Genomic DNA, 16,023 nt, shown 5'->3' with positions numbered 1-16,023 from the left:
CACAAAAGAGGGATGGTTGGCACCGAGACCGCTGCTGCCTCTCAGAGGTGACGGCGCATCACCTCAATGCAGGCTGCTCGGGCAGCTGTTGATCGGTCGCGGGGGTAGGCCGCGCCGAGGTTCATCCCTTCGTCGGTCCTGATGGGCGGCTGCTGCCAGGCGAGACTCATCTGTGCGCCAGCTTCCGCGCGGGCCGTGGCGACGAGGATCGCGTACGGCCCTGCGACTGACGACGCTTCGATCTGGAGCCACGCATGGTGGAAGGTCATGCGCGCCAGCAGACCGCTGACTTCGGCGGGCGGGCTGCCGTACGGCTGGCGACGACTCGGGCGGCGCCTTGTCCGGTACGGTCGTCATTCCGCGCTGGGTCCGGTGGAGGAGACGGGCTGTGGGTAGTAGCAGCGCAGGCACGGAATCTGTTTCAGGGCCTCGTACAGGGCGAGGACGGGCCTTGGGGCAAGCCCGCCGATCAGCCAACCCACCCGGCGGGACGTCACCCTCCTCGGATCGCACAGTCGCCGAGGCGAGGCCGTCGGTCCGACACGTACTCGGACACCACGGGCGTAGCGGGCCCTTCCAGGGCGATCGCAGTCGGCTTGCGCCAGGAGTGTTGCCTTTGCATTGCCAACGTATGGGCATTCCTTGGTCTTCCCCTTCTAGGGTCGTGGACGCGACTGCGAACGGGGGAACGCGCGATGGGTGACGGCAAGGATCCGACCAAGGTCCTCGACATCAAGACCGCCGACATCAAACGGGTGGCACCGGACTTCCAGACGGCGGCAGTCGACCTCGGCAAGGCGCTGACCGCGCTGGTGAAGTCCCTCGACGGGCTGGGCGAGCCGTGGGGAAACGACAAGCAGGGCAAGGAGTTCGGGGACTCCTACAAGCCGTTGCAGAAGAAGATCGAGAGCGCGGCGGGCACGCTGGTGCTCGGTCTGACGAGCATTCACGAGGCGATGGCCGACCTGGCGGACGGGCATGTGGACAACGACGAGTTGATCGCCGGGATGTTCACCGAAGTGAAGGTCACCAAGGCGGACGGTGCCGGTGAGCGTTGAGGACGAGGCCCGGAAGATCCTGCTCGATCTGGGCCTGTGGTGGCCGGAGGCCGACTCGGGGAAGCTGCGGTCGGCGGCGACGGCCTGGCGCACCTTCGCGGACGCCGTGGACGATCTGCGGGGCCCTGTCCAGCAGAGCGCGTCCTCGATCATCCACAACAACACGGGTGAGTCGATCGAGGCGTTCGACAAGTTCTGGGGCCGGTACTCGAAGAACGCCGAGGGGAACGACAGCGGCTGGCTGAAGGACCTGGCCGGCTCGGGGCGGGACATGGCCACCGCGCTGGAGAAGTTCGCCGACGCCATCGACGACGCCATCAACAGGCTCTGGACGCAGATCGGTATCGACGCGGCGGTGATCGCGGGCGGGGTGGCGCTGGCCTTCTTCACCGCCGGGTTGGCCTCGGGCGCGGCTGTCGCGGCGGCCGACCTGGTCATCGAGTTCGGCGCTGGGCTCGGGGTCGCGGTCTCCACGACGATCGCCGAGATCGCCGGCGGCACGCTGGTCGCCGCCGCGTTCGGCGGGATCGAGTCGGTCACCGTCGACCTGGCCGTGGCCCAGCCGCTGAAGATCGCGACCGGACTCCAGCAGGGCTTCAGCCTCGACGAGGTCAACCAGGCGGCCAAGGACGGCATGATCTTCGGCGGTGCGCTGGGCGCCGGCGGCGGAGTCCTGAAAGCGACCATGGAAGGCGGGCTCAGCGACACCACGCCCCTTCTGCTGCGCCCGCCGTCGCTGCGGCCCGACTTGGTCGAGTTGGGCCCGGCGGCCCGCACCGCCGACCGCATCCCGTGCGTGGGCGAGCCGATCGACGTGGCGACCGGCGCGATGCTGATGACGCAGACAGATCTGACGCTGCCGGGGAGTCTGCCGCTCAAGTTCACCCGCACCCACCTCTCCTCCTACCGCGGCGGCGTCTGCTTCGGCCCGACCTGGATCTCCACCCTCGACGAATGCCTCCAGATCGATGGTGAGGGCGTGGTGTTCGCGGCGGCGGACGGCATGCGCCTGGTCTACCCGGTGCCCGAACCGGGTGTCCCTACGATGCCGGTGAAGGGCATGCGCTGGCCCCTGGAATGGGACGGCAAGCCGGACGGCGCCATGACGGTCACCGACCCGGCGACGGGAGTCGTCCGCACCTTCGCCGCCCCGGTCCCGTCCCCCTCTTTCGGCGTCTTTCACCTGGCGCTGGACTCCTGGAGTGACCGCAACGGCAACCGTATCGACGTCGAACGCGGCGACGAGGGCGTGCCGTTCGGCCTCCGCCACTCCGGCGGCTACTACGTCGCCGTCGATACCGAGGGCCCACGCATCACGGCCCTGCGTCTGCTGGACGAGCCGCCTTCTCGCTATCGGCCCAGCATCGCGGCCGACGACGGCACGGTCGTGATGCGCTACAGCTACGACGAGTCCGGGAATCTCGCCGGGGTCATCAACTCCGGCGGCGAACCCCTGTCGTTCACGTACGACGCCGAGGGCCGGGTCACCAAGTGGACCGACCGCAACGGCACTTGGTTCCGTTACGTCTACGACGAGCGCGGCCGCGTGGTCCGCACGGAGGGGGTCGACGGAATTCTCTCGGGCACGCTTGCTTACGACGAAACAGCCCGCGCGACCACGTACAGCGACTCCCAGGGGCACATCTCGGTCCATCGGTTCAACGCCGAAGGTCTGCTGGTGGAGGAGACGGACCCGCTCGGCCATGTCACCCGCACAGAGTGGGACGAGTACGGGACACAGCCGGTCGAGGTGACAGACCCGCTGGGGCACAAGACTCGGTACACCTACGACGAGGACGGACTCCTCACCGAACTCACCCTGGCCGACGGCTCCGTAGCCCGGGCCGCATACAACGCGCTCGGATTGCCGGCCGAAGTGGTTGAGCCGGGCGGGGCGGTCTGGCGGCACACGTACGACGAGCGCGGCAATCTACTGAGGACCGTGGACCCGACCGGTGCCGAGACGCGGTACACGAACGATGAGGCGGGCCGTCCAACCGCGATCACGAACGCGCTCGGCCACACCCGCACGGTGACGTACGACGCGGCCGGTCTGCCCGTCGCCCTGACGGACGAGTTGGGCCACACCACCACGATTCGCCGAAACGTCTTCGGCCGGGTGGTCAGGGTGACCGACCCTCTGGGCCACATCACACGCCTGGGCTGGACCGCGGAAGGCAAGCCGGCCTGGCGCGAACAGCCCGATGGCAGCCGGGAGTCATGGACCTGGGACGCCGAGGGCAACCTGCTCAGCCACACGGATGCGGCGGGCAACACGACGCATCACACGGCAGCGCACTTCGACGTCCCCGCGACGCTGACCGACCCGGACGGCGCGCTCTACCAGTTCTTGTACGACACGGAACTGCGCTTGGCGAAGGTCGTCAATCCGCAAGGCCGAACCTGGTCGTACAGCTACGACGAGGCCGGCCGTCTCGTGGCCGAAACCGACTTCAACGGGCGCGCGCTGACGTACACCCACGACGCAGCAGGCCGGCTGGTCTCACGGACCAACGGGGCCGGTGAGACGCTGACCTTCGTGCGGGACGGGGCGGGCCGCGTTGTGGAACAGCGCACCGGCACCGGTGAGACGACGACCTTCGAGTACGGAGCGGACGGACTGCTCGCCCGAGCGGTCAACGGGGACGCCGCGCTGGTCCTCGCCCGGGATGCCCTCGGACGGGTCCTCAGCGAGACGGTCGACGACCACGCCACGGCCTACGCCTACGACCTCATGGGTCGTTGCGTCCGCCGCGAAACTCCGTCCGGGCTGGTCTCGCTGTGGACGTACGACATGGCAGGTCGTCCAACCGAGCTTCGCTCGGAGGCAGGTGCCCTGTCCTTCGCCCACGACGCCGCCGGGCGCGAGACGGAGCGCCGTCTCGGCGTCGATGTTCTGCTGACCCAGAAGTGGGACGTGACCGGCCGCCTCACGGTCCAGTCCCTCACCGCAGGCTCCGCCGATGCGCAGAACCTGCTGCAGCACCGCACCTATGCCTACCGCGCCGACGACCACCTGACGGAGATCCGGGAACTCACCACGGGTACCCGCCACTTCGACCTGGACGGGACGGGGCGTGTCACCGCCGTGCGTGCCCACGGCTGGACCGAGACATACGCCTATGACCAGGCCGGCAATCTGGTGGGCGCCACAGCACCCGATCACGGTTCCGCCGGGGAGCGTGACTTCGACGGCACCCTCGTCCGCCGTGCAGGCCGCACCACCTACCAACACGATGCCCAGGGGCGTCTGATCGGCAGGACCCGCAAGCTCCTCAACGGGCAGGCTCGTAGGTGGACCTACTCCTGGACGGCAGAGGACCGCCTGGCCGAAGTCTGCACACCGGGCGGCGAACGCTGGCGATACGTGTACGACCCGCTCGGGCGCCGCCTCTCCAAATACCGACTGACGGATGACGGAACGCAGGCCGATCGCACCGACTTCTCCTGGGACGACACCAGGCTGTCCGAACAGAGACGATCGGACGGCCAGGTGACCACCTGGGACTATGAGCCCGGTACCTATCGGCCGGTCGCCCAGACCGATCACCGGCGATCGGCTCTAGGTCACGACGACTCGTTCCTCGCCCGGTTGGCCGCGGAGTCGGCACCCGACCACGCGATCCTCTTCCAGGCGGTCATCACGGATGCCGTCGGCACTCCGACCGAACTCGTGACCGATGAGGGCACGAGGACATGGCAGGGCCGGACGTCACTCTGGGGCACGGTGCTGCGAGACCCGGAGTCCGCCACCACCGACTGCCCGCTGCGGTTCCCGGGGCAGTACGCGGATGCCGAAACGGGCCTGCATTACAACTACTTCCGCTATTACGACCCCGAGACAGCCTGCTACCTGAGCCAGGACCCCCTGGGACTGACGGCAGGCCCCAACCCGTCGGCGTATGTCCGCCATCCCGGCACCTGGTCGGACCCGCTGGGTCTGTACGGCTGTGAACTGGACGACCTCGGAGGCGGCTGGTACCGATCGCCCGAAGGGCTGGACTACGGTCCGGGATCGGCTGAGGGGCACCGCATCACCCATGTCATGCAGCACACACGGGACAACCCCGTGAAGCCCGCTCACGGAGTGTTCGACACGGGCAACCAGGGGGTGTTGGAGACAGTCGACGAGGCATGGAACCGGCGGGCCGCAGCGGTATCGGTCAATCAGCAGGGCGCTCGTACCACCTACATCATCCCGATGGCCCGGCAAGTGGGTTACAACCCCGGAGAAGAATATATTTCGATCACCGTCGAACACGGCAACGAAGTGATCACGGCGTTTCCAAGGAGTTGGAACTGATGGAAAAGGTTGCCTGCGCCCACTGTGGCCAGGACTGGGTGCGCTGCTACGAGCGCAAGGACACGGGCAAGAAATTCTTCCTGTGCCCGGAATGCGAGTCAGTATGGGAACTGGAGGACGACCTCCAAGAGGACACGGACATGTACTTGAGCGAGTACCTGCTCACCGGAGACCCCGCGAAGGACTGGGAGATCATCACTCCGTGTGCCTGAGCGAGTGGTGACGCGGCCGGCATTCGCCGACGACCGTCTGCTGCCGGCGCGCACCTGAACCGCCTGCGATTTGTCCAGCCTGTTGCCGCGGCGACACCCTTCCTGACCTGCGCTGTACCAAAGTGCCAACCATCTTTCCGCTGCCGTCCCTGCGGTTGCTGAAACTACTTGGCATCAACGCAGGTCACGAACATTGCTCAGTGCCAACTAACGATCCTGGTCACACGTGTGTGACGAGGATTTCTGGCTGGCACAAAAGAGGGATGGTCGGCATCAAGACCGCTGCCGGCTCTCAGAGGTGACGGCGCATCACCTCGACGCGGGCTGCTCGGGCGGCTGTCGCCAGGCGCTCTGCTGTCGGCGCGCACCTGGACCGCCTGCGACTCGTCCAGCCTGTTGCCGCGGCGACGCCCCTCCCGACCTGCGCTGTACCAAAGCGCCCATCGTCTTTCCGCTGCCGAGGGATCTTGAGGGTCCGGCCGGACTTCGATGACGGTCGTACCATGGCCGGACCACATCGATGTCGTCTCAAGGAGTCACCGTGGCCCGCCCCCGTACCGCTGCCCGGACCGTGGCGCATCCCGAGTTGTCGGATGTCTCGCTGCAGCAGGTCCTGGAGGCGCTGGTGGATCCCGTGCGGCGGATGGTGGTGTCCCAGCTGGCCGAGGCGGACGAGGACAAGGGCTGCGGCACCTTCGAGGCGCCGGTGTCGCTGTCGACGCTCACCCACCACTTCAACGTGCTGCGCGAGGCCGGCGTGATCCGGCAGTACTACCGGGGGACGACGAAGCTGAACACGCTGCGCTCGGACGAGATGGAGGAGCGCTTCCCCGGTCTGCTGTCGTCGGTGGTGGCTGCCTCCGGGACGGAGGCCGGGACGGGCGAGGCGGGTGCCGCCTGAGGCCATCCGCGCATACTTCGATGGCTGTCGAAATTTGACGGTCATCGAAGTTTGGGGCAGGGTGATGACGCGCGCCGGGCTGACCCGACGTGCTTCCCCACCCCTGCTCCCAGGACGGATGCGCCATGGCAAGAATCGTTCGGTTCGACCGGCTCGGCGGGCCCGAGGTGTTGACTCTCCACGAGGTGGAGACCGGCACCCCGGGTGCGGGCGAGGTGCGGATCCGGGTCGACGCGATCGGTCTGAACCGGGCCGAGATCATGTACCGCGAGGGCGGCTACTTCTACGAGCCCGTCTTCCCCTCCACCCTCGGCTACGAGGCCGCGGGCGTCGTCGAGGCGGTCGGTGCCGGTGTCGAGAGCCTCGCCGAGGGCGACCCGGTCGCGGTCGTGCCGTCGTTCCTGCAGACCGAGTACGGCACCTACGGCGATCACGTCGTCCTCCCGGCCTCGGCCGTCGTACCGCGCCCCGCGAACGTCGACCCTGTGCGGGCGGCGGCCGTGTGGATGGCCTACGTCACCGCCTACGGTCCCCTCGCCGAGAGCGGCAACGTCCGGCCCGGCGACCACGTCCTGATCACGGCGGCCTCGAGCAGCGTCGGACTGGCCGCCATCCAGATCGCCCGCCACATCGGCGCGATCCCGATCGCGACCACCCGCGGCGCCGACAAGAAGCAGCGCCTTCTGGACGCCGGCGCGGCCCATGTCGTGGTCACCGACGAGGAGGACCTCCCCGCCCGCGTCAAGGAGATCACCGGCGGCGAGGGCGTCCGCCTGGCCTTCGACCCGATCGCCGGCCCCGGTGTGGAGACCATCGCCCAGGGCATCGCCCCCGGCGGCTTCCTCGTGGTCTACGGCGCCCTCGACCCGCGCCCCACCCCGCTGCCTGGCGCGCGGTCCTACCCGGCGCTGACCAGCAGCACGTACACCCTCTTCGAGATCACCACGAACCCCGAACGACTGCGCCGCGCGGTCGCGTTCGTCAACGCGGGCCTCGCCTCGGGCTCCTTCGTCCCGGTCGTGGACCGCACCTTCGACCTCCGTGACATCGCCGAGGCCCACCGCTACATGGCGGCGAACGGCCAGGTCGGCAAGATCGTCGTCACCGTCTCGCACCAGGACACGGCGTCGTGACCGGGCGCGGCCCGACCGTCGGCGCGACTGCCGGCAGGACGGCCACGCGCCTGACGAAGTTCGGCCACGCCGCCGTCCGTGAGGAACGACTGCGTGCCGCCGCCGAGAAGAACCCGGCGCCGTGTATCTGGACCCACCCGGATGTGGCCGGGCGGCTGGGGGGGCTCGGCAGGTGGCGCGTACACGCCGTCACCCACGGCGACGCCTTCACCGCGGCGGGCCTCGACGTCGTCGAGGTGCACGGCGAGTAGCACCCCCCATCCACCCCGGGCCGCCGTCCGTCCAGGCAGATCTCCGACTGCGCCCGCCCGGTCGGCGCGACCCGTGCGTTCAACACGCACGACGGCCTTCTCGACGACGTGGGCCGCGCCGCCTCCACCGCCCGCGCGGTCCCGGTCGGCCGATCCGGCGCCGCTTCGGCCTGAGCCCACCCTTTCTCACAGCTTCAAGGAGTCGTCACACCATGAGCCGAACCGTCCGTTTCCACGAGACCGGAGGACCCGAAGTCCTGAGCCTGGAGGAGGTGCCCGACCCGGCACCCGGTCCGGGTGAAGTCCTCATCCGCACCCGGGCGTTGGGGCTGAACCGGGCCGAGTCGATGTTCCGGCGGGGCGAGTACGGCATCGACCCGGTCTTCCCCTCCGGCATCGGCTACGAGGCCGCCGGGGTGATCGGGGCCCTCGGAGCCGGGGTCACCGGCTTCCGTGCGGGCGACGCCGTCAGCGTCGTGCCGTCCTTCGCCATGACGGACTATCCCGTGCACGGCGAGGCCGTTCTCGCTCCCGCCCACGCGGTCGTCGCCCACCCCGAGCACCTGTCCTTCGAGGAAGCGGCCTCGGTGTGGATGAAGTTCGTCACCGCCTACGGCGGCCTGGTCGACCTCGCGGGCGTGCGCGCCGGGGACACCGTGCTGATCCCCGCCGCCTCCAGCAGCGTGGGCCTGGCCGCGATCCAGGTCGCCCACAAGGCGGGCGCCCGCGCCATCGCGCTGACCCGCACCGGCGCCAAGCGGCGGCAGCTCCTGGACGCCGGCGCCGACGCGGTCGTAGCCACCGCCGAGGAGGACGTCGTCGCCCGCGTGCACGAGCTGACCGGGGGCGAGGGTGCCCGGGTGATCTTCGACCCGGTCGGCGGCCCGGCCCTGGCCGACCTGGTCGCCTCCGCCGCCCACGAGGCCGTCATCGTCGTCTACGGCCTCCTGGACCGCGCCCCCGCGTCCCTCGACGTGGGCGCGGTGCTCTTCAAACACCTCACGATCCGCGGCTTCGAGTTGTTCGAGATCACCACCGACGACCAACGGCGGGCCGCCGCCGTGGAGTTCGTCCGGGACGGCCTCGCCAAGGGTGAACTGACTCCTGTCATCGACCGGACGTTCCCGCTGGAGGACATCGCGGGAGCCCACCGTCATCTGGAGGCCGGGGGACAGGTCGGCAAGATCGTCGTCACCGTCGCGGCCGAGGACGGAGCGGCGTCGTGAAGTTCGGCTTCATCATGTTCCCCACCCAGGACGCCGTCCCGCCCGGCGAGTTCGGCGTGCTGCTGGAGGACCGCGGCTTCGAGTCGCTGTTCATGCCCGACCACACCCACATCCCGGCCGTCACACCCGAACGCCACGACGTGATGAACCTGGCGCCGGAGTTCAAGAACGGCATGGACGCCTTCGTCGCCCTCGGCGCGATCGCCCAGGCCACCACCACCCTCCAGATCGGCACCGCCGTACTGCTGGTGACCGAGCGGGACCCGATCGTCACCGCCAAGGAGGTCGCCTCCGTCGACGTGCTGTCCGGTGGCCGGATGAACTTCGGCGTCGGACCCGGCTGGATCAACCAGGAGATGCGCAACCACGGCACCGCCCCCGACGACCGCTGGCGCGTCATGCGCGAACGCGTCGAGGCGATGCGGCGGATCTGGACCCACGACATCGCCTCCTACCACGGCGACTTCGTCGACTTCGACCGCATCACCTCCTGGCCCAAACCCGTGCGGAAGCCGCACCCGCCGATCCTCGTGGCCGGCAACGGCCCGGGCGTCGCACGACGCGTCATCGCCTACGGCGACGAATGGATCCCCATGCTGCGGCCCGGAATCCTCGACCACATCGCCGAGTTCAAGAAGACCGCCCGCAAACCCGGCAGCGACCGGCCCGTCCCCGTCACCCTCTTCGGCGGCGAACTCGACGACGTGGACGCCTATGCCGCGGTCGGGGTCGACCGCGTCCTCTTCTGGGTGCGCCCCCAGGACACCGCGCACATGATCCGCACCGTCGACCGGATCGCGCTCCGACTCGGCGACCGCCTGCGCTGACCACGGCCGGGCCGAAGGGCGCAACGGGGAGCGCGACTCCAGCCGGAGGGCGCCTCGGGACCGGATTCTTCCCTTCCTCCCTACTCCGTCCCGCCGCCCTCCAACGCCGACGGATTCAGCGAGGCCAGCAGCTTGAGCAGCAGCGCGTGCGCCTGTTCCTGTTCCGTCGGTGTCAGCACCTGGAGCGCCTGGGCGTGAGCGGAGTCCAGTGCCTCCGAGGCCTCGGCCGCGAGTCGCACGCCGGCCTCGGTGGCGTGCAGACGCTGGGTGCGCCGGTCGCCGGGCGTGGTGCGCCGCTCCAGAAAGCCCCGCTCGACCAGCCCGTTCACCGCGCTGCCCATGGACTGCGGGGTGATCGCCGCCCTGCGGGCAGCGGCCGCGCTGGAGACGCCGGGTTCGCGGATGGCCTGGGTCAGGGCGCTGTTCTGGGCGAGGGTCAGCCGGAACGGGCGCAGGGCGCGCTCGATCCGGGCCGCCAGGATCTGGCCGATCTGCCACGCCACATAGCCGGTGCGCGTTTCGGGGTGGTTCACGGAGTGGACCTCTTTTGTAAGGCAGCTGATTGTGATGTACAAATATTATCAGTTGCCTTCTAATCTAGGACGCCGCCGATGTCCCAGCAAGTCGCCACCCGCCCGCCCCACAAGCACGCCCTCGACGTGGCCCACCCGCCCCCCGGCCCCGGAAACGCGCGCGCCGTCCTGCTCCCCGTCGCGGTCGTGCTGCTCATCGGCACCGTGTTCGTCAGCGTCTACCTCGCCGCCTTCCACGCCCCGAGCCCGCACCAACTCCGCGTCGGCACAACGGAGATAGGCACCGCACAGACTCACCTGAGCCAGGATCTGGAGCGCGTCGCTCCGGGCGGCTTCAGCGTGGAGACCTACCCGGACGAGACCGCCGCCCGGAACGCCGTACAGGACAGGAAGGTCTACGCCGCCTACCTCGGCGACGGCGAACTCCTCTACGGCAGCGCGAACGGCGCCGCCGTCACCGCGACCGTGACCACCGCCTTCGGCGCCGTCGCGCACGCCGAGCACCACGAACTCGCCGTGGAGGACGTGGCCCCGGCGGCAGCGGGGGACACCCGCGGCCTCTCCGTCTTCTACGCGGCCTTCGGCCTGGTCCTCGCGGGCTACCTCTTCGGTATGACCACCTACCAGCTCGCGCCCCGCCTCCAGTACCGCTGGCGGATGGCCAGCCTGGCCCTGTTCGGCATCGTCGGGGGACTGCTGATCGCGACCATCGCGGGGAGCACCGGCTTCGGGGCGCTGCCCGGCTCCTTCGTGCCGCTCGTCACGGTCATCGCGCTGATGGGCGCGGCGGTCGGCGGCACGACCATGGTGCTGCTGCGGCTGTGCGGCTCCGCCGGCGTCAGCCTCGCCTCGATCCTCATGCTGATCCTCGGCAACAGCAGCAGCGGCGGCATCATGCCGGCGGCCTACCTCCCCGGCTGGCTGCGCCCACTTTCCGAGATCCTGCCGGTCGGTGTCGGTGTCCGCGCGATGCAGGGCCTCTCCCGCTTCCAGAACGACGGCCTCACCCGCGCCCTGGTGATCCTCCCGGTGTGGATCCTCGGCGCCGCCCTCGTCCTCTACCTCAAGGACGTGTACCGGCGGGGCACTCCGGCCACCGCGGCGGCCACACCCGCCTGAAGGCGCCAACTCCCCTGTCCCGGCGCGGACTAGGCTCGACACCGTACAGCCGTAGAGCCGCACAAAGGGACCGGGGCGCCGGTGCCGTCGCCGGAGTCTCGACCCGAGGGAGCCCGCCATGCCCACAGAATTCGCCGCCAGGGTCTTCGCCCTGGTCGACGGGACCGACGCCGTCGGCTTCAGCCGCCTGTTCGCGTTACAGGGCCGGATGCGCTTCGGGAACGCGGCGCCGATGACCGGACCCGAGGAGATAGCGGCCGGCACCGGCGCCTTCTTCGCCACCATCAAGGGGCTGCGCCACAACGTCGTCCGTGAGTGGTACACCGGCGCCGACGCCATCGTCGAGGAGACGGTCGACTACGTCCGGCTGACCGGCGACACGGTCACCGTCCCCGCCGTCACCATGTGGCACGTCGACGAGACCGGCCTCATCGACGACTTCCGCGTCTACATCGACCTGGCCCCGCTCCACGCCTGAGCCGCGACGCGGGACAGCCGCGAAGTTCCGTACGCCTCCAGGACTTTGCCCGCTCTTTGCAACCCGCCCTCCCGCCGCCTCGTCTCTCCGCTCGATCCGTAACCCGCCCCGCCGGTGCACCACCGGCGGATCCGGCGGGCCGACAGACGAGAGAGAGCGATTCATGCGCCGAACTGTCCTCAGCGCCATGGCACTCGCGTGCGGCGCCGTACTGGCGAGCACCGTGCCCGCCTTCGCCCACGCGGCGTCCGCGGCGCCCACCCCCGCCGCGTCCGCCGTACCGACCACGGCGCCGAGCCCGGTCCCCAGCGCCACCGCCGCCCCCACGCGGAGGCCGAGCGCCGAGCCCTCCGCCGTACCGACCGTGGCGCCGAGCCAGGTCGCCACCGTCCCGCGCGGCGCCCCGGACACCGGTGTCGCGCCGGTGTCGAAGTCGTCCGACCTGTCGACCACGCTGATCGGCGGGGGAGCCGCCGCGGCCGTCGTCGGTGGCGGCGCCTTCGTCGTCGTACGGCGCCGGAGGGCGACCGGGGCATGACCTCGCTCTCCAGGCGCGCCTTCGTCACGGCGTCGGCGGCGGCCCTGCTCACCGGCTGCGGCGGCGGAAACGGGACGGCCCCGGCCACGAACTCTGCCGCGAAACAGAGGAGTTCGGAGCAGGGAAGCCCGACGCCCTCCTCGCCGACCGCCACCGCGAAGCCGGTCCACGCCCTCGCAAGGTCCGTCCCGGTCACCCTGCGCGTCCCGGCCATCGGGGTCGACACCCCGGTCATGCGGCTGGGGCTGGCCGCGGACGGCACCGTGCAGGTGCCGCCGATCACGGCGCACGACCGGGCGGGCTGGTACCGCTACTCGCCGACGCCCGGCGCGACCGGGCCGTCGGTGATCCTCGGGCATGTGACGGTCGGCGCGTACGGGGACGGGGTCTTCCGCCACCTGGCGCGGCTGCGCGCGGGGAACCGGATCGACGTGGGCCTGGAGAACGGCACGACGGCCGTGTTCGCGGTCACCGAGGTGCGGACGGTCGCCAAGGCCGACTTCCCCTCGGACGAGGTGTACGGGAACGTGGACCGCCCCGAACTGCGGCTCATCACCTGCGGCGGAACCCGTACCGGTACGGGCTACCTCGACAACGTGATCGTCTTTGCGGCCCTGACCGCCCCGAGCCCCTGATCCGGTCCGGATCCCGGACCGCCGGAACCCCCGCCGGCGGTCCGGGGTCTTCCTCCGTGAACCTCACCACCCCCTACGGAGCATGTTGAAACGGTCCCGCGAGACGGCAGCGTCCGAACTGTTCGCCGCCGTCTACCCGCGCCTCGCCGGCTGGTGCCGCCGGCTCGTCGACGACGACGAGACGGCCCACGAGATCGCCTCCGAGGCCTTCACCCGGCTCTGGGCCCGCTGGACGAAGGTCGCGGAACCGCGCGGCTTCCTCTACGTCACCGCCGCCAACCTGGTCCGGGACCACTGGCGCAAACTGGAGCGCGAACGCCGGGCCGTGCGCCGCGCCACCACCGAGGAAGCGGTACGCCCGCCCACCGAACAGACCGACCCGTCCGTACGGCTGCTCGTCCAGTCGCTGCCGGAACGACTGCGCGTCCCGATCCTCCTGCACTACTACGCTGACATGCCGATCCGGGAGGTGTCCGTGCTGACCGGGCGCAAGGAAGGAACCATCAAGGCCGACCTCCACGCGGCCCGCGAACTGCTCCGAGCCCATCTGAGGAGAAGCCTTGACCACACACTTTGACGAGGAGGACGAGGGGCGGGAGCCCGATCTCGCCCTCGACGACCCCCTCACGGTCATCCTGCGGCCCTCCTCCGCCGAGTACCTGGGCCCGCCCCCCGGCCGCTACGAGTCGATCCGCCGCGGCGCGCACCGCCGCCGCCTGCTCCGCGCTGCGGCCGGCGCCGGCGCGACCTGCGCGGTCCTCGTCCTCGCCGCCCTCCCGTTCCGCCTGGCCCACCACGACACCCCCGTGACCCCCACGGTCCCGCTCGCCCCGCCCCCCGCGAGCAGCAGTCCTACGACTCCGTCCCCCTTGCCCGCAACCAAGGCACCCACTCCCACCCCCACCCCGGACCCGAGCCGCACGAGCGCCCCCACCACGGAACCGTCCAGGATCCCCACGGCATCGGCATCGGCATCGGCCTCACCCACGGCCCGGACCGTCGCCCCCTCGGCCGTACCGACCCGTACGCGATAACTCCCGCGCCCACAGGGGTATTTGCGGCCAATCGTGTCGCACATCTTGCCGACAATATTGCCAAGCGGTTACACAAGTGAGTCATGGGAAGGACGACGACACTCCGCAGCAGAGTCCGCACCACCCTGGCCACCGTGAGCGTGCTCGGCCTTGGGCTCCTGTCCCCGATCGCCGTACACGCGCTGAAATCCCCTCCCGCACAAGGGAGTTCGCACCGCACCTCGCTGGTGGTCCCCACCGCCTCGGGCAAGGTGAAGGGCCAGGCAGCGACCGGATACGACGCCTGGCTCGGCATCCCGTACGCCGCCACCCCCACCGCCGCCGACCGCTGGACGGCCCCCCGCCCGGTCGCCTCCTGGACGGGCGTCCGCGACGCCACCCGCTTCGCCGACCGATGCGCCCAGCCCTCCGGCTGGGACCCCGGCTACGAGAAGGCGATCACCACCGAGGACTGCCTCGCCCTCAACGTCTATGCCCCGCAAGGGAGCAGCGCCGACGCCCCGGTCGTGGTCTGGATCCACGGCGGCGGCTTCCTCGGCGGCGCGGGCCAGGACACCGACCCGCGCAAGTTCGTCCAGCAGACGGGTGCGGTCGTCGTCACCGTCAACTACCGCCTGGGACCGCTCGGTTACCTCAACCTCCCCGAACTCCGCGCCGAGAACGCCAACGGCGCCGGAAACTACGGCCTGTTGGACCAGCAGGCCGCGCTGCGCTGGGTGCGGTCCAACATCGGGCACTTCGGCGGCGACGCGGGCAACGTCACCATCGCCGGCCAGTCCGCGGGCGGCAGTTCGGTCTGCGACCAGCTCGCCTCGCCCACCGCCAAGGGTCTGTTCGCCCGCGCGGTGATCATGAGCGGCAGCTGCGCCCTCCAGTCGGCGGCGGCCGGTGAGACACAGAGCCGGGCCTTCGTCCAGGAGATCGGCTGCGCCACCGCGTCCGACGTCCTCGCCTGCCTGCGCGCCAAGCCCGCCGCCGCGATCGTCGCCGCACAGCTCAAGGCCCCGGTCCGTCCGTCCCTCGGCGGCACGGCCTTCCCACTCGACCCGGCAACAGCCGTACAGACAGGGAACTTCACCAGAGTCCCGGTGATGCTCGGCCAGACCAACAGCGAGCGAGGCCTGTTCACCTTCCAGAACTACGACTACCTCGGCACACCGATGACCGCCGACCAGTACACCCAGTCGGTGAGGTCGACGTACGGCACGAACGCGGCCAAGGTCCTCGCCGAATACCCGCTCACCGCCTACCTCACCCCGGGCCAGGCCTGGACCGCCGTCCAGAACGGCTCGACCTCCTACGACCGCCAACAGCTGATGGCACGGCTGTCGCGCTGGGTGCCGACGTACGCCTACGAGTTCGCCGAGAGCGACACCCCGCACTTCACCTCGATCTACCGCCTCCAGCAACAGAGCGCCACCGCCCACGACTTCCCCTTCGGCGGCGCCATCCACGTCGACGACCTCGGCTACCTCTGGGACTACCTGGGCCAGACGCTGCCGTACGACGACGACCAGTTGGAGCTGTCCCACCAGATGATCACCTTCTGGGACCACTTCACCGCGACCGGCGACCCGAACGGCTCCGGCCTCCCGAACTGGCCGAAGTACCGTACGGGGACAGGGGAGTTGATGTCCCTGAAGGCCTGCGACACGGCCCCGTCGAGCGACGCGCCTCCGGCCGCCTGCTCCCAGTCCACCCGTGACTTCGCCCAGGAACACGACCTGGACTTCTGGGGGAGTCTCGGGGCGTCGTGACGTTGTTTTGAACGCGTT

17 protein-coding genes are annotated in these 16,023 nt (G+C 70.0%); 15 read left to right on the top strand and 2 right to left on the bottom strand.

All coding sequences use genetic code 11. From position 1 onward, the window contains the following. Window positions 1-41 precede the first annotated feature (41 nt). On the bottom strand, window positions 42-269 hold the full coding sequence (locus ACQHII_RS14570; protein ID WP_427919718.1) for a hypothetical protein: 228 nt from the start codon (window positions 267-269) through the stop codon (window positions 42-44). Between the two features lie 426 nt (window positions 270-695). Here ACQHII_RS14570 and ACQHII_RS14565 point away from each other — a divergent pair, with 426 nt between their 5' ends. From ACQHII_RS14565 to ACQHII_RS14530, 8 genes are all read left to right on the top strand, one after another. Next, window positions 696-1,058: a hypothetical protein gene (locus tag ACQHII_RS14565; RefSeq protein ID WP_427919717.1), complete on the top strand. Its 363-nt coding sequence runs from the start codon at window positions 696-698 to the stop codon at window positions 1,056-1,058. After that, window positions 1,048-5,361: a DUF6531 domain-containing protein gene (locus ACQHII_RS14560; RefSeq protein WP_427919716.1), complete on the top strand. Its 4,314-nt coding sequence runs from the start codon at window positions 1,048-1,050 to the stop codon at window positions 5,359-5,361. Before ACQHII_RS14565 ends, ACQHII_RS14560 begins: the two co-directional genes overlap by 11 nt. Beyond that, window positions 5,361-5,573 carry a hypothetical protein gene (locus ACQHII_RS14555; protein ID WP_427919715.1) on the top strand — a complete coding sequence of 71 codons (213 nt, stop codon included), beginning with the start codon at window positions 5,361-5,363 and terminating at the stop codon, window positions 5,571-5,573. Before ACQHII_RS14560 ends, ACQHII_RS14555 begins: the two co-directional genes overlap by 1 nt. Before the next feature lie 541 nt (window positions 5,574-6,114). Then, window positions 6,115-6,474, top strand: a complete 360-nt coding sequence (locus ACQHII_RS14550) for an ArsR/SmtB family transcription factor (protein WP_427919714.1) — start codon at window positions 6,115-6,117, stop codon at window positions 6,472-6,474. Between the two features lie 125 nt (window positions 6,475-6,599). Beyond that, complete coding sequence (locus ACQHII_RS14545; RefSeq protein WP_427919713.1) at window positions 6,600-7,607, top strand: zinc-dependent alcohol dehydrogenase family protein; 1,008 nt, start codon at window positions 6,600-6,602, stop codon at window positions 7,605-7,607. Continuing rightward, a complete protein-coding gene (locus ACQHII_RS14540; protein ID WP_427919712.1) occupies window positions 7,604-7,858 on the top strand; it encodes a hypothetical protein in 255 nt (84 codons plus the stop codon). Before ACQHII_RS14545 ends, ACQHII_RS14540 begins: the two co-directional genes overlap by 4 nt. Window positions 7,859-8,070: 212 nt before the next feature. Then, the gene (locus ACQHII_RS14535) at window positions 8,071-9,084 is read left to right on the top strand and encodes a zinc-dependent alcohol dehydrogenase family protein (RefSeq protein ID WP_427919711.1); all 1,014 of its coding nucleotides are present in this window, start codon (window positions 8,071-8,073) and stop codon (window positions 9,082-9,084) included. Next, entirely contained in the window at window positions 9,081-9,911 is an 831-nt protein-coding gene (locus ACQHII_RS14530) for an LLM class F420-dependent oxidoreductase (RefSeq protein WP_427919710.1), read from the top strand. Before ACQHII_RS14535 ends, ACQHII_RS14530 begins: the two co-directional genes overlap by 4 nt. Window positions 9,912-9,991: 80 nt before the next feature. On the opposite strand, the gene ACQHII_RS14525 is transcribed toward ACQHII_RS14530, so the two are convergent. Next, the gene (locus ACQHII_RS14525) at window positions 9,992-10,444 is read right to left on the bottom strand and encodes a MarR family winged helix-turn-helix transcriptional regulator (RefSeq protein ID WP_427919709.1); all 453 of its coding nucleotides are present in this window, start codon (window positions 10,442-10,444) and stop codon (window positions 9,992-9,994) included. Between the two features lie 78 nt (window positions 10,445-10,522). Here ACQHII_RS14525 and ACQHII_RS14520 point away from each other — a divergent pair, with 78 nt between their 5' ends. The 7 genes from ACQHII_RS14520 to ACQHII_RS14490 all read left to right on the top strand — a co-directional run bounded on the left by ACQHII_RS14520 (window position 10,523) and on the right by ACQHII_RS14490 (window position 16,005). Continuing rightward, window positions 10,523-11,563 carry an ABC transporter permease gene (locus tag ACQHII_RS14520; RefSeq protein WP_427919708.1) on the top strand — a complete coding sequence of 347 codons (1,041 nt, stop codon included), beginning with the start codon at window positions 10,523-10,525 and terminating at the stop codon, window positions 11,561-11,563. Window positions 11,564-11,681: 118 nt separating this feature from the next. Then, window positions 11,682-12,041 carry a nuclear transport factor 2 family protein gene (locus tag ACQHII_RS14515; protein WP_427919707.1) on the top strand — a complete coding sequence of 120 codons (360 nt, stop codon included), beginning with the start codon at window positions 11,682-11,684 and terminating at the stop codon, window positions 12,039-12,041. A gap of 163 nt (window positions 12,042-12,204) precedes the next feature. After that, the gene (locus ACQHII_RS14510; protein ID WP_427919706.1) at window positions 12,205-12,579 is read left to right on the top strand and encodes a sortase-dependent protein; all 375 of its coding nucleotides are present in this window, start codon (window positions 12,205-12,207) and stop codon (window positions 12,577-12,579) included. Further along, a complete protein-coding gene (locus ACQHII_RS14505; protein ID WP_427919705.1) occupies window positions 12,576-13,214 on the top strand; it encodes a class F sortase in 639 nt (212 codons plus the stop codon). The genes ACQHII_RS14510 and ACQHII_RS14505 overlap by 4 nt, the downstream gene beginning before the upstream one ends. Window positions 13,215-13,299: 85 nt before the next feature. Then, on the top strand, window positions 13,300-13,791 hold the full coding sequence (locus ACQHII_RS14500; protein ID WP_427925309.1) for an RNA polymerase sigma factor: 492 nt from the start codon (window positions 13,300-13,302) through the stop codon (window positions 13,789-13,791). Next, window positions 13,775-14,248, top strand: a complete 474-nt coding sequence (locus ACQHII_RS14495) for a hypothetical protein (protein WP_427919704.1) — start codon at window positions 13,775-13,777, stop codon at window positions 14,246-14,248. Before ACQHII_RS14500 ends, ACQHII_RS14495 begins: the two co-directional genes overlap by 17 nt. A gap of 83 nt (window positions 14,249-14,331) precedes the next feature. Then, window positions 14,332-16,005 carry a carboxylesterase/lipase family protein gene (locus ACQHII_RS14490; RefSeq protein ID WP_427919703.1) on the top strand — a complete coding sequence of 558 codons (1,674 nt, stop codon included), beginning with the start codon at window positions 14,332-14,334 and terminating at the stop codon, window positions 16,003-16,005. Window positions 16,006-16,023: the final 18 nt, after the last annotated feature.

Origin of the sequence: Streptomyces sp. cg40, assembly GCF_050320165.1 — a bacterium.
GTDB lineage: Bacteria > Actinomycetota > Actinomycetes > Streptomycetales > Streptomycetaceae > Streptomyces > Streptomyces hokutonensis.
The sequence above is the reverse complement of the archived record's forward strand: the minus strand, read 5'-3'. Positions and strand labels throughout refer to the sequence as shown.

Coding starts and splice junctions, on each gene's coding strand:
- ACQHII_RS14570 (WP_427919718.1), bottom strand. CDS start 269: ATGACCTTCCACCATGCGTGGCTCCAGATCGAAGCGTCGTCAGTCGCA.
- ACQHII_RS14565 (WP_427919717.1), top strand. CDS start 696: ATGGGTGACGGCAAGGATCCGACCAAGGTCCTCGACATCAAGACCGCC.
- ACQHII_RS14555 (WP_427919715.1), top strand. CDS start 5,361: ATGGAAAAGGTTGCCTGCGCCCACTGTGGCCAGGACTGGGTGCGCTGC.
- ACQHII_RS14545 (WP_427919713.1), top strand. CDS start 6,600: ATGGCAAGAATCGTTCGGTTCGACCGGCTCGGCGGGCCCGAGGTGTTG.
- ACQHII_RS14535 (WP_427919711.1), top strand. CDS start 8,071: ATGAGCCGAACCGTCCGTTTCCACGAGACCGGAGGACCCGAAGTCCTG.
- ACQHII_RS14520 (WP_427919708.1), top strand. CDS start 10,523: ATGTCCCAGCAAGTCGCCACCCGCCCGCCCCACAAGCACGCCCTCGAC.
- ACQHII_RS14515 (WP_427919707.1), top strand. CDS start 11,682: ATGCCCACAGAATTCGCCGCCAGGGTCTTCGCCCTGGTCGACGGGACC.
- ACQHII_RS14510 (WP_427919706.1), top strand. CDS start 12,205: ATGCGCCGAACTGTCCTCAGCGCCATGGCACTCGCGTGCGGCGCCGTA.
- ACQHII_RS14505 (WP_427919705.1), top strand. CDS start 12,576: ATGACCTCGCTCTCCAGGCGCGCCTTCGTCACGGCGTCGGCGGCGGCC.
- ACQHII_RS14490 (WP_427919703.1), top strand. CDS start 14,332: ATGGGAAGGACGACGACACTCCGCAGCAGAGTCCGCACCACCCTGGCC.